This window comes from Bacillus sp. PK6-16, from assembly GCF_056530295.1.
In genome coordinates this window covers 2,898,789-2,912,006 of record NZ_CP096511.1, presented here as the reverse complement: position 1 = coordinate 2,912,006, position 13,218 = coordinate 2,898,789, and the positions used below count along the sequence as shown (strand labels likewise).

Sequence of the window (13,218 nt, the reverse complement as noted above, 5' to 3'; positions counted from 1 at the left end):
CCATCTTTTAAAAAAGGAAGTGATTTATCATACACATTCAAGCTGTGAAAATACCAAAGAATATTGAAAGTCATTTGTTTAAGCAACTTAGTAACTTGGTTTCAAATGAGAAGAAAGAACGAATAAAGCGTTTATTAAACTCATGCGACGTTAATAGGACCCTGATAGGGGATTTACTAATCCGATCTCTAATCTGCCAAAAGTATAAAATTAATAATGAAGAAATTAGATTTAAATATAATGAGTATGGAAAACCTTTTGTTGAAAATTTTTCTGACTTTCATTTTAATGTGTCACATTCAGGAGAATGGGTGGTTTGTACTACTGCTAATTTTAATGTGGGTATTGATATAGAAAAGATTTCAGAGATAGAGGCTCTTAAATTAGCAAAAGAATTTTTTTCAGCGGATGAATTTTATGATATATCTAATATGAATTCTGATGAACAAATTAATTGTTTTTTTGATTTATGGACATTAAAAGAAAGCTATATAAAAACGATTGGAAAAGGGCTTTATACCCCATTAAATTCATTCTCTATAAAAAAAGAATCACGAACTTTAATTTCATACAAGAATATACCTAAAAACTTTTACTTTAAACAATATAACATTGATCCAAATTATAAGTTATCTGCTTGTGCAACAAGGGATGAATTTCCGCAAGAGATAATAATTAAAGACATTTATGCAATTTTCCAAAATATATACAAATTTGAAAGTAAGGAGAAAATCAATGCAGAAGACTAAACTTTTTTGCTTTCCACATGCTGGGGGATCTGCTTTTAGTTACGCAAAATGGAAAAATCACTTTAATCCATATATTGAGGTAGTCCCGGTAGAGTTAGCTGGTAGAGGATATAGAATTGAAGAAAACTTGTACCAAAGTATGGAAGAGGCAGTAAATGATGTCTACAATAAAATAGTTATGCAGATAGATGATTCGCCCTACATTCTATTCGGGCATAGCATGGGAAGTTTGATCGCCTATGAAGTAGCCAGAAAAATAAAAGATTCTAAAAACGTATCGCCTGAATTTCTTGTTTTGTCCGGTAGAAATCATCCAAATAGTAAAATAAAAAATATCCGACATAATCTTTCTAACGAACAATTTAAAAGAGAAGTTATTGCAATGGGAGGTACACCATCTGGGGTACTGCAATCAGAAGAATTAATGGAGATCTTTCTCCCTATTCTAAGAGCAGATTTTAAAATCGTTGAGACGTATATTCATGACAAAAATACACAACCATGTGATATTGATTTTCTTATATTTAATGGGGAAAATGATGAATTTACTACATATGATCAAGTAATAAAATGGGAACGATACACAAGTAAAACGTGTACTTTTCATTCTTTTGAAGGTAATCATTTCTTTCTAAATGAAAATATTGAAGAAATAGCAAATAGTATTAAAAGAAAGTTAGATTCTAAAAGATTATCAAATAGTTTTTAGAGTTTTATAAGTATGCTCATAGCTAAAAATATTAAAGGGTTTGAAGTATACACTTCTTGTGCAGATATGCATGGCAAAAAGACAATCGAGTACATTCGGTGGTCTTTTTCTATTTTTATGGAGTTTGTGGCGAAATGCTAGACTTGCTAGATTGTGGATCTAGTAGCCGTTGAATGTGCGGGTTCAAGTCCTGTCATTCCGACCACGAGGGGGTATAATTTAAGGGTAAAACAGGGGCCTCCAGAACCTCTGATGTGGGTTCAATTCCCGCTATCCACTTATACTTGTTCATTAAAAGGTTTCACAAACAATATGTAATACGTTATGGGTGCTTACATAAATTTATTGATTTTCAGTTAAAAAGTATTGTGCGATTATACACGTTATGTTACAGTAATGTTGCTAAGTTGTTACAATATATCATAAATGTTTCGGTATTATTTCTTGTTATTTCCGTAATGTTACAAAAAACTATAAATATTGTTATGTGTATAGGAGTGTGTGTAGTAAAAAGTCTGAGTTGAAAGTACGTGCACACTTTAAATTTCCTTTTTGTCTGAATGAAGAAGACTACCAACTAATTAAGGGCTTTAAAGTAACCACTTTAAATAAAATGTGCTTCCTTTCCCACACACAATTGAGTACATATTTAAAGTACAGTCTAATTGCTACACAGACTCTTGTACATATAAACATTAAGGTGAAATAGAGATAAGAATTCATTACATAAAAAGCATTACCAAGCTAAACGTACAAAATATCATCTGTGCATTTTGATGAAATGTTAAAATGCCTAGATGATATTTTTTTGAAGAATTCTTGGATATGTTTATGAATAACAATTCCTAATACTTAATGATTCTCTACTGCTAAAACATCCGATAATTTATGTAATTAGATTTATAGGGTGTATGTACATTCACTTATATAGGGAAAATGAGGTTTTTCATATGAAGTATAGTTATAAATTGTTTATATTTATTTGGACAATTATTTTATTGTTTTTTCTACTTTATTTTGGTTACAGTGAAATTTCCGAAAACGAGCAAATGCCAGTCATAACAATCAAACAATAAAAATAAGAAATACTACAAAAGCAAAACATAATAAAAATAGATACCCGGAAATGTTTAAGAACAGGAACAATTACATGCATAAACAACCTTACGATTTCCATGCATACCCCACGTCATTTGGGCAATAGGGGAAAAGTATTATTATTTGGCGTGCGCAATCTTCCATCACTAGTAGAAACGGAAAGTTCCGTATACCTGCTGAAGGAGGAAGATGTCTACCTGCCAGGGGGCGGATCTATTCAGCATCTAGAAATATTGGAATTAAAAGTGTAGAAAACAAATAGTGAAAAGGGAACATATCTTGTCATCCCTTTTTTATTCTTGTAGATAAGTCTGGGGAGAAAACGGGGATTTCTGCACGTAACATAGATCTCATCGGTATACTAATTGTGTTTTACGTATAGCTGGGAGTTGGTGTGATGGTATTTGCAATGGATGTGAGATTCCGTCATTCTTTTCATGAAATTGAATCATTAGACATTCCAAATATATTGTTTCCGAGTCAGTGCAGGAAATTGTATCAAGTGATTGGAATCGGCATTCAAGAAGAATTCCGCAATCCCTATGTCATTATAAAAGAGCAACATGGTTCCGTTACATTCCGATTACCAGAAGAATTATCAACATGGGTGCAGAACAAATTATTACTTGTTAAAGGGGGCCAGTTTGTTTCCATACTGCATTTCAGTTAGCCATGCGAAGTTTTGTGCCATTTTTTGATCTCGGATATAAAAAGAATAGTCTGTCAGGTTAGGTGAGGAGATGCCACCTCTGACTTTTACATCATACGTAGGATGTGGTGTAACTTGAATCAATTCAGATTTATGATTCTGAATAAACATTCTAACCTTTTCAAACTTGTTAATTACGGGCTGTATCTCCATTTTAAACCGATCATAGGGATATGTTTTATTTTTATTGTAATACCTATCCAGTTCAATCAACTCTGACACTGCTGTATCAAATTCACTCTTTACTTCAGGATTTACTTTTTGCAACCATTCTTTTGCATAAGAGCGGAATGAAGATTTATAAAACAAATTCATATCAAAACCAGCTAATGTGAGTGGCTTTCCTTTTTCTTTTTGTTCTTTCATATAGGTAAATAATTGTTCAAGTTCCTCATTTTTCCATACAGAGTATAAGGATTGTTTCATCGCTTCTGTAGCGGTTGAGTTATCAAAATTTTGCTGAACAGCTGCTGCTTCCCAAAGCCCTGTTTCAAATGCAATCACATCATATTCCAGGTGTAACAGCTTGAGAGGAAGTGCTGGAAGACGGGATCCCTAAGAAAGCAAAAAAACTAGGTGTGAAATAATCAATTATTTGTGATGGTGGATTCTCCTAGGTGGAGGGTTCGCCGTTTTTTATTATATGTTATGTTGTGGTTTTTATATAAAGCATATTGAAAAGATGGATTAAATCTTCTGGAATGATGTCTCCATAATTAATAACTTGTACAATAACCTTTCAATTATCACTAAATCCATTCATATCAACAAGTTGTCCCATATATCCCTTTGTAGCAATATCTTTTAAAGTACGCTAAAAAATACCCTTTATTTTATCTTTATCTTATCTTTACCTTATCTTTAAATTTTTATATTAAACTTAAAACCTTAAAGTATTGATGTTTGAGTCTAAAAAGGGCGGGAGATAGATGTTCATTACATAGTTTGTAAATAACCAATTACCTTTGAAAAATTAAATTTTTTATACGAGGAGGAATATATGAAGGATACAAGTAAAAAACAAATTATAAAAGTGTTCCTTATTAGTATTTTAGGCTTAGTAATAATACTTGGAATGCTATATTTTAATCATAAAACCAATATTCAACAAAATAAAGCGCAAGCCACCGAAAAACGTGTATTGCAATATGAGTCTACCTTAAAAAAAGAATTAGAAAAATATAATTTAGGAGAGAAAACACCAATTTTATTAGGAATTATGTATCAAGAGAGTAGAGGTGAGGGAAACGATCCTATGCAGTCATCTGAATCACTTGGATTAAAGCCAAATGAAATTCAAGAGACAAGCTTGAGCATTGAACAAGGGGTAAAACACTTTGCTAAAATGTACAAATATGGAACGGACAAGGATGTTAGCATGGATACAATTATTCAAAGCTATAATATGGGGCCAGGTTATATTGATTTTGTTGCTAGTCAAGAAGTTAAACAACACTCGGAGGATTCAGCCAAAAAGTTTTCTAAGATGAAAGTTGATCAAAATCCAGCGATGTATACTTGTGGTGGAAATAAAAATAATTTTAGGTATCCATATTGTTATGGTGATTTCACATATGCCACAAAGGTAAATGAAAAAACAAAACTTATTGAAGAACTTCTTCGAAATGTACATAGCTCTTCTAAATAAGTTGCAGAATAAAATATAATGATACCGTCAGTTAATAATAATAATAGCTAAGAAAAAACTACTTCCTTTCTTAATTCACATAATTTTCAAAAATAAATCCTGTGGATGTTAATATTTGTTATATAATATATTTGTCAAAGCATTACCCCTAAAGTTTCTACAGTCAATCTGTAAGATAGTTTGTTTGGCTCGTATATTCACCTTAAAACAAAAAGAACTTGTAGAGAGTCCTACAAGTTCTTTTTGTTTTAAGGGTTAAATGTGGATTTAAAATATAGTTGCAATTTTTTGAGGGGGAAAAGTAAATGTTTATAAAAACAGAAAGATTATTAATACGGAAATTTGAGTTCAAAGATTGGCAAGCTGTTCATGAGTATACATCAGATATCAATGTTATGAAATACATACCTGAAGGGGTTTTTACTGAAGAAAATACAAGAAACTTTGTGAATGAAAACATTGGTGAAAACGCTAAGAACTTTCCTGTAGTATTAATTCATAAAGATATTCTGATTGGTCATATAGTTTTTCATAAATATTTTGGTGAGCATACATATGAGATTGGTTGGGTGTTCAATCCTAAATATTTCAATAAAGGATATGCTTCTGAAGCAGCACAAGCTACATTGGAATATGGCTTTAAGGAAATGAAATTACATAGGATTATAGCTACATGTCAGCCACAAAATACCCCATCATATCGAGTAATGGAGAAGATTGGAATGAGAAGAGAAGGCTATTTCAGGAAGTGTATACCACATGGGAATGAATGGTGGGATGAATATTATTACGCTATTTTAGAAGAAGAGTAGTGTTTCAGAATGCATTATTTAAATTGACACTCTTATTCCTAAATAGGCAAGTTGACTATCTTTATTGGGGATTCTTGCTACTAAAGGCGAAGTTTATTTCCGGTATCGCTGACGTGCAAAACTTTGTATAATCTGATCTTATCTCTAAATCACAACTGTTACCCCATCACCATCAAGTTAAAGTTTCATTTTATTTTGCTAACTTGAGGGTGATGTGACGTAACCTTAATTATTTAAAAATTTTAAAAAGGCCCCTTAGCCATGTTAAAGGGACCTTGATCACGCAAATGATCTGTAAGCCAATTCATTTTTGATATACAGATCATTTGTATGATAATTTTTATAAATAATTGCTAAATAGTGAATTTACATAAATGCTTTTAGAAGTTCTTGAATTAATGGGATTGCTCCACCTATAAATTTTAAAACTGCCATTGCGATTTCCATATTATTCTCTCCTCTTTTTCGTATTAAAATGTAATAAATCTTTATAACTTTATTATAGTAAGCGCTTACAATAATAACAATACATTTCCGTATGCAATATTGCATATTTATACATTAGATCTCTATTATTCATTTTTTAATGGTACTATAGCGAGGTGAGAGTCTTTAAGGGTTCTCCTTAATAGGAGGAAATATGGAAAGAGTGCAAGCGATTTACAGTAATCAAAAATTTAAGAGTTGGGTTAAACAGGTATTAGCTGTAGGAGGAGTAATAGGGTGCTGTTATTTGGTGTTATATGTTTTCTGTTTCTTAGTTATCATGTAAATAGTATACAACTAAACTAGTAGAGTCTTGCCTAGAGAGGTAAGGCTCTTTTATTGTAGTACCTGGAGATGAGCAAACTACATACAATATCTCTCAGGTTTTTCAGATCACTTTGTAGGATTCCTTGTTTAGAACACTAATTCATATCATTGAAAACAGAATTCTATGGATAAAAAATATGTTTTTACTAGATACATACTAAAAAGATAAGCATAAATTATATTAGATTTTGGCAAAATCTTTTTGAATTGGAAAAGGATTTAAATCTTACTTATAGACTTGATTCCTTTTTATATAATATAATCCTTATATTGATACGTAAATATAATACAGTAATAATAAATTAAAAGCAAGAATTTTAGTAGCGGTACGTTCACACATCCATCAACTTAAGATTTTCAAACAAAAAATTCTTTTTTTAATTGATTAATAGTAAACGAGAAAGATTGGCAAATTAACAACTAAAGAGATTTCTTCAGGTAAAATCTATCAAAAGGTCCTTTACAAAATTTATACATAAGTCAATTATAAAATCATGTAAATATTATGTATTTTTGTAAAAGAAATTCATTGACACTTGTGTATATAAGTAACTATACTCGTTACATCAAATTGAATGCGTGATAATACGATTTTATTATTATTACAAACATGTAAATATAAAAATAGAAAATCTCAATTTGATAAATACAATGGTAGAGGTGTTTATTTTAATGAAGCACAAATTAATTGCAACAGGTATCCTTGCAGGAGCTATATTATCCTATTCTTCTAATATTTTAGCAGATACTCATAAATTCCCTGATGTTCCTACATGGGCTGATAAATCCGTTAACTATTTAGTTGATAAACAGGTATTAAATGGTTATCCAGATGGAACTTTTGGTTCAAATGACTCCTTAGACAGAGCTTCGGCTACAAAAATTATGACAAAAGTTTTAGGTATAAAAATTGAGCCTAATGCAAAACCATCTTTTACAGATTCACAAAACCACTGGGCTACTCCTTATATTGCTGCTGCTGAAAAAGCTGGTATTGTTAAAGGTGAAGGTAATGGAATCTTTAATCCATCCGGAAAAGTAACTCGTGCTGCTATGGCTACCATGCTAGTAAATGCATATAAACTACAAAGCACAGCAAATCATAACGAGCAGGTTAGATTTGAAGATTTAAAAGGGCATTGGGGAGAAAAACATGCCAATATTTTAATAGATTTAAAAATTTCTAATGGTACCGAGAACGGTTGGCAACCAAATAGATTTATAACACGTGCTGAAGCTGCTCAACTTACTGCAAAAACAGATATGTTACAACAAAATTTAAACGATGAAAAAGAGGTTATTACTGCTACCTCATATGAAGATTTAAATTTAACAGTGGCTTCGAAAATTACAGCTCAAGAGATTGATAGTTTTATTGCAAAATATCATTCAGATAGTCCCTTAGTTGGACATGGACAAGATTTTATCAATGCGCAAAATCAATATGGCGTGAGTGCTCATTATTTAGCGGCGCATGCGATTTTAGAATCTGGATACGGAAAATCAGAAATCGCATATCAAAAACATAATTTATTCGGTCTACGTGCATATGATGGAGATCCGTTTAAATATGCGAAATATTTACCAAGCTACGGCGATAGTATTGCTTATAACGCTAATTATGTACGAGAAAGATATTTAGAAGAAAGTGGTATGTATTATAACGGGTCAACATTAACTGGCATGAACGTGAAATATGCATCAGATAAAGGCTGGGCTAAGAAAATTGCGGGTATTATGGAACGTATTAAACCGTTTCGTGTAGAAGACTATACATATGCAAAAAAATTACCAAAGAATCCTGAAACATTAGATGTCGACGCGTTATCTAATGAAATTCCATATAAAATGTATGCAGACGGTTCAAGCTCAAATGTTGTATCATCAGCTACTTACTATCAGGTACCTTATCCATTTAATTTAAAAATTAAAAGTAGACCAGATGTAGCTGTCGAGGAGAATAAAGTTGGTACAGTAACTCCTGGAACAACCATCTTTATTTATCGTGAAGATCCGAATGGATGGGTAGAATTCTCTTTTGAAGCTAATGGAGAAAAATATTGGACATTAAAAAATAAATTAAGTATGTAATTAAAAAGATCTATTTCACTAGTTTTAAAAGTATGGGATTGGACAATTGATTCTCTAGATTGGAAATACAATAAATTACCCGTTGATGTAGCAGCTGCAAAGATTATTCAAAATGTCTTAGCAGGTGCTACATCCGCATACTTTTTCGGGAAAATGTTGCGCAAAGTAGGTTCATTTTCAACACTATCTCCTGGTTCACCGTAATCTTCAATGATGTAATATTCCTTATCTTTAATGTATATATTGAATATACAAATATATTGTGTTATGATGTGAATTAGAAACTCGCGTGTTTCAAATACAACATTTTTATCTTTTTGATGACCTCTTATCTTTCCGTAAGAGGTCCTTTTTTATCCCTCCGTATTGCATAGCCGCTAAAATACTATGAAAAGATACTAGAGACTACTACAATGTGATATTCTCTAGTATTTTTTCTTTATCCATATTATCTATTGTTGGGTAATTGATGAATTATTAATTTTTGTATAATTTTCACAAAATAACTTTGAACCATTATTTATTTCAATATAAAATAATAAAGGTATATATATGAATAGGTATGTCCTTTTTATGTGATGATAATGCGAATTGAAGCGTAATACTGAAACGGTAAACGAGAAGAATCAGGGCCGAAACAGATAGTAAGGAGCAGACAATACTTATAATGAAAACGTTCATAATGGACTGTCTATGGATGGAGAAAAAATACAAAAAGATAAAAGGGGCAAATGAATATGAACAGAGCCTTTAAAGGTACCGTATTAGCAGGGATAAGTGTGGGTTTCTTGCTAGCTGGTTGTACAATAGAAACATATGTCCTAACGCAGTCCAGAATATAAGCAAGTAGATTAAGTATTCTAAGCAGATAAATGAAGACTATAGCGATGAAGAAATTGAAAGACAACTAAGAGGTATAGCATCCTGACTTTCTAAATAACATGAGTGTTTCTATAGAATGAATCCTTAGGAGGGCTATTGTGGAACCTTTAATCAATGCTATTTTATACTTTGTATTTTTATTTGGAGCACTGTTTCTTATACTGGGTACTGCATTGGTTTTATTAATCGTGGCTGCATTACCAGTAATCTGGAAGAAAAATCTATCATTCCTAATGATTAGCTTAGGTATAAATATACTTGTCATTCCATTGTCTTTTTTTATTGGCGGGATGGCAACAGATTCCCCTGGTAGTACGATGCACGATTTTTGGGAAGTATTTTTGTTTATTCAGATATTTCCGTTTCCCCTAGTACTGTTATCTTTAGTTTGGTGGCTTGTGCGTCGAAAAAAAGAAAAAGTTCATGTGTAGCGTTTTTAATGCAAATAAGCTGTCCGTTTGGGCAGCTTATTATATTTATTACTAAGCGTGATTATTTCCAAAATGAATGCAATACCACTATACAGTTAAATTGAAGGTGAACCATATTGAAATCTTATCAAACTTTAGCCCACTTGTATGCATTAGGACTAGGCTGCGGACTTTGGAATAGAGAGGAGGTTATTTCATGGTGCGATAGGTTGATTGAAGCAAATGATCACCCGCCATATGAAATTATGGAGATATCTTTAATGTCTAAAGCAAAGCTGATATATATAGAATCGGCTTTACTGTCATATAGCCGCATAGTTGATGAAAACCCCTCGGTAAACATCCTTCTTTCAGTCTTAAATGAAAAGTTAGTAGCTCAGAAATGGAATATTAAACAAGCTATTACTTGCTCTACTCGATTAGTAGTAAATAGAGGCCTGTATTGGGAAGAAGAATATTTTGATTTATACAGCCTTAATGATAGCTATGACTTAGCACAGGAAGGTATCCATTTTAATGAAAAAGATGTGATTTCTGCTTATATCGATACATTAGGTGTTTTTCGCGTCCATTTTAACGAGTTTGAAGATCTCTATTTACAAGTCATGAAACAGAAGTGGCAAGGGTAGAAGGCAGGAAAAAGAATCATTGAATCGTAAGAGTTACTTCCTGTATTTATCACCAAATTTATCTAGCCAAGACAAATCTGTCTTCGTGTTGATGAATTTTTGTCTCTTAATAACTTAATGCTATCGTTTTTATTTTTTCCGACAGCAAGCTAAGTTAGCATGTTTAATGCATAATGAGACGCCTGTAAATGAGCATTACTATTTAAATTTTTACCAGAGAGTAATTTAGTTAATTAGTAGAAAAAGGAAGGGGCCTATTTGGCTCCTTCCTTTTTCTCATACATACATAACGCTTGTTGACAACTTATGAAATAATAGCATTCATCGCTATTAAAATATAACATTAAAAGCAATTAATTAGATATGTAATTTTACATATATTGTACTATTTCATGAATAGGAACAAAACTATTTATCTCTTTCTGTATGGAGACAAATAGATTTAGGTTTACTTAAGTTAAGAAGATCTGATCATTGATTACTGGTTAAACCATATTTCTACGTATTTGAAAAAAATTATTTTACTGGATTGCATGTTAAAGAGAGTGAGGACTTTATGAAATGTAGGTTGTTCCTTGATTTCTTACTCGTGATTTTACTAGGAGGATGCATTGGAAAAGAAGTTACGTTATATACAATTTCAAAAGGGGATATTAGTCAGTGTATCCAAAGATGCGCTCCGCTTCCTGTTTCCTATCCTACTAAATTACCATTCCAAGCAAATTCCTTCTCTTTCAAACAATTTATCCATTAAATAAAGATAATTTGGCCATACGTATCGGAGGGCATGAAACCTTTTTAATAAGATTTGGAATATATTTCAATATAATTCCGATACTATAACAAATCGAAAATTTCTCTATTGGAGGTATATAATGGCATATCCATTTCGTAACTTAGTATTTGAAGGTGGCGGGGTAAAGGGAAGCGCTTATATAGGTGCCATCCGTGCACTAAATGAAGAAGGGATTTTACCAGAAATACAACGATTTGGGGGTACTTCAGCAGGAGCGATTACTGCATTACTTTTAGGTCTTTCTATTCCATTCGCAGATCTTGTAAAAATCCACAAAGACATGAATTTCAAAGCGTTTAAAGATGATGATTTTTCGATTGTACAAGATAACATTCGTTTATTTTTTGATGGTTTTGGTATCTATAAAGGGGATTTCTTCACTGAGTGGGTAGGAAAGATTGTTGAAAAGTGGACAGGGAGTAAGGACACAACTTTTCAGCAGTTGTATGACAAAACAGGAAAAGACGTGTTTTTCCAAGGAACGAACGTTTCTACACACGAGCTTCGTACGTTCTCTCGCGAAACGACACCTGATGTCCCGTTAGTAGTTGCTGTGCGGATTTCGATGTCCATCCCATTCTTTTTTAAATCTGTGGAATGGGATAAAGATTATTATGTAGACGGAGGTGTACTCGATAACTACCCAATTCGTTTATTTGATCGGAAAAGTTTTGTGAATAAGGAAGAACACTTCACGACCACAGATACGATTGACGAGGTTAATAAACTGATAAGCAATATAGAGGATCATTCTACACTAAGAAGCTTACACACGAAATACAATGCATCTTTCTTTGATCCTACAGATGAAATTGTCTACAACAAAGAAACACTAGGTTTCCGTTTAGAATCTCAGGCCGAGGTTGCCATGTTAAAACATATCGCAACTTCAACAGAACATCATATTGGCCATTCTCTTATTCATTTTGCATGGAATTTGTCTCAAACCATGATCAAAGGTCATGAGAGTGGAAAAACAACCAAAGAAGATGCTGCCCGCACTGTATTTATCAATACATTCTTTACGCCGTCATTTAATTTCGATATCACAGAAGAAGAAAAGAAAACACTCATGAATTCAGGCTATACTTCTACTAAAGACTATCTACATCAGTTTAATACGTCTGAAGTAAAAATGTTTAATCGACCATAAAGCCGAGTGCAATGCACTTGGCTTTTTTTAATCGTCCTGTAAATTTTTTAGTAGCTAATAAAAATTCAAATAGACTATACATAGAACAAGAGAGAGGAGATAACAGAAAGTAATAAATATAAGTTTTGATGACCTCTTATTTTGTAAAACTAGGGTGTAGAAAGGGTGAAACAGGTGGAGGAAAAACGAATTATGATTTATAAAATTTTTCGGCTAACACAGTACAAAAGAGAACCCTAAAACCGTGGATGGGAATGTATCAAAAAATGAATAGAGTAAAAAGGCGGATTTCTTGTGAAAGTAGGGATTTACTTTTTCTTTCTACTGATAATAAAGCGTTATGTAGACTGGAAATGTATAAGGTATTCGTTGCTATTCCTTCAAAATGCTGATGTTACATCATATTAAAATAACCTCTAATTTAAGTATTGAAATTCTCTAAATCTCGATGTATTATATTCTTGTATTTTCTCACTTTGCAAATCCGAGAAAACATCATCACTTCTGAAAGAACCCGAACTCCAGCGGGTTCTTTGGATTTACTTGAACTTATTTTTGAATCATTGTATTATATTTTTGAGTTTTACTTATATAAATCATTATCAGGAGAATCTGCAAATTTGCAGGTTCTTTTTTTATTTTATTGAAAGTAAAATTTTAGCCAGTCGTTTATTTTCATATTGTTGGTTTTTATACGT

11 protein-coding genes and 2 pseudogenes are annotated in these 13,218 nt (G+C 32.1%); 10 read left to right on the top strand and 3 right to left on the bottom strand.

Features of this window, described 5'->3' with window-relative positions:
* Positions 1 to 44: 44 nt before the first annotated feature.
* From M1D66_RS14965 to M1D66_RS14955, 3 genes are all read left to right on the top strand, one after another.
* Complete coding sequence (locus M1D66_RS14965; RefSeq protein WP_425592555.1) at positions 45 to 749, top strand: 4'-phosphopantetheinyl transferase family protein; 705 nt, start codon at positions 45 to 47, stop codon at positions 747 to 749.
* Positions 736 to 1,458, top strand: coding sequence for a thioesterase II family protein (locus tag M1D66_RS14960; RefSeq protein WP_001172944.1), 723 nt, complete (start codon positions 736 to 738; stop codon positions 1,456 to 1,458). The genes M1D66_RS14965 and M1D66_RS14960 overlap by 14 nt, the downstream gene beginning before the upstream one ends.
* A gap of 1,495 nt (positions 1,459 to 2,953) precedes the next feature.
* On the top strand, positions 2,954 to 3,226 hold the full coding sequence (locus M1D66_RS14955; protein ID WP_002164541.1) for a hypothetical protein: 273 nt from the start codon (positions 2,954 to 2,956) through the stop codon (positions 3,224 to 3,226).
* On the opposite strand, the gene M1D66_RS14950 is transcribed toward M1D66_RS14955, so the two are convergent.
* Entirely contained in the window at positions 3,179 to 3,769 is a 591-nt protein-coding gene (locus M1D66_RS14950; protein WP_242554566.1) for an erythromycin esterase family protein, read from the bottom strand. The two genes, M1D66_RS14955 and M1D66_RS14950, sit on opposite strands and share 48 nt — an antisense overlap.
* Before the next feature lie 496 nt (positions 3,770 to 4,265).
* On the opposite strand from M1D66_RS14950, the gene M1D66_RS14945 reads away from it, so the two are divergent.
* A complete protein-coding gene (locus M1D66_RS14945) occupies positions 4,266 to 4,913 on the top strand; it encodes a lysozyme family protein (RefSeq protein ID WP_000655735.1) in 648 nt (215 codons plus the stop codon).
* 305 nt (positions 4,914 to 5,218) lie between these two features.
* Positions 5,219 to 5,725: a GNAT family N-acetyltransferase gene (locus M1D66_RS14940; RefSeq protein ID WP_000470150.1), complete on the top strand. Its 507-nt coding sequence runs from the start codon at positions 5,219 to 5,221 to the stop codon at positions 5,723 to 5,725.
* 366 nt (positions 5,726 to 6,091) lie between these two features.
* Here the strand turns inward: M1D66_RS14940 and M1D66_RS14935 are convergent, their stop codons facing one another.
* The gene (locus M1D66_RS14935; RefSeq protein ID WP_001987408.1) at positions 6,092 to 6,277 is read right to left on the bottom strand and encodes a hypothetical protein; all 186 of its coding nucleotides are present in this window, start codon (positions 6,275 to 6,277) and stop codon (positions 6,092 to 6,094) included.
* A gap of 933 nt (positions 6,278 to 7,210) precedes the next feature.
* Between M1D66_RS14935 and M1D66_RS14930 the strand changes: the two genes are divergently transcribed.
* Entirely contained in the window at positions 7,211 to 8,629 is a 1,419-nt protein-coding gene (locus M1D66_RS14930; RefSeq protein ID WP_000680977.1) for an S-layer homology domain-containing protein, read from the top strand.
* Between the two features lie 24 nt (positions 8,630 to 8,653).
* Positions 8,654 to 8,767: pseudogene (locus tag M1D66_RS14925) on the top strand (polysaccharide deacetylase); the annotation flags it as partial.
* On the opposite strand, the pseudogene M1D66_RS14920 reads toward M1D66_RS14925, so the two are convergent.
* A pseudogene (locus M1D66_RS14920) lies at positions 8,755 to 8,862 on the bottom strand (peptidase M56); the annotation flags it as partial. The pseudogenes M1D66_RS14925 and M1D66_RS14920 sit on opposite strands and share 13 nt — an antisense overlap.
* A gap of 747 nt (positions 8,863 to 9,609) precedes the next feature.
* Between M1D66_RS14920 and M1D66_RS14915 the strand changes: the two are divergent.
* From M1D66_RS14915 to M1D66_RS14905, 3 genes are all read left to right on the top strand, one after another.
* Complete coding sequence (locus M1D66_RS14915) at positions 9,610 to 9,942, top strand: hypothetical protein (protein WP_000433525.1); 333 nt, start codon at positions 9,610 to 9,612, stop codon at positions 9,940 to 9,942.
* A gap of 116 nt (positions 9,943 to 10,058) precedes the next feature.
* Positions 10,059 to 10,571, top strand: coding sequence for a protein kinase (locus M1D66_RS14910; protein ID WP_242554565.1), 513 nt, complete (start codon positions 10,059 to 10,061; stop codon positions 10,569 to 10,571).
* Between the two features lie 875 nt (positions 10,572 to 11,446).
* Positions 11,447 to 12,520 carry a patatin-like phospholipase family protein gene (locus M1D66_RS14905; RefSeq protein ID WP_016124577.1) on the top strand — a complete coding sequence of 358 codons (1,074 nt, stop codon included), beginning with the start codon at positions 11,447 to 11,449 and terminating at the stop codon, positions 12,518 to 12,520.
* The last annotated feature ends 698 nt before the right edge of the window (positions 12,521 to 13,218 follow it).

Coding starts and splice junctions, on each gene's coding strand:
- M1D66_RS14905 (WP_016124577.1), top strand. CDS start 11,447: ATGGCATATCCATTTCGTAACTTAGTATTTGAAGGTGGCGGGGTAAAG.
- M1D66_RS14955 (WP_002164541.1), top strand. CDS start 2,954: ATGGTATTTGCAATGGATGTGAGATTCCGTCATTCTTTTCATGAAATT.
- M1D66_RS14960 (WP_001172944.1), top strand. CDS start 736: ATGCAGAAGACTAAACTTTTTTGCTTTCCACATGCTGGGGGATCTGCT.
- M1D66_RS14945 (WP_000655735.1), top strand. CDS start 4,266: ATGAAGGATACAAGTAAAAAACAAATTATAAAAGTGTTCCTTATTAGT.
- M1D66_RS14940 (WP_000470150.1), top strand. CDS start 5,219: ATGTTTATAAAAACAGAAAGATTATTAATACGGAAATTTGAGTTCAAA.
- M1D66_RS14935 (WP_001987408.1), bottom strand. CDS start 6,277: ATGCAATATTGCATACGGAAATGTATTGTTATTATTGTAAGCGCTTAC.
- M1D66_RS14930 (WP_000680977.1), top strand. CDS start 7,211: ATGAAGCACAAATTAATTGCAACAGGTATCCTTGCAGGAGCTATATTA.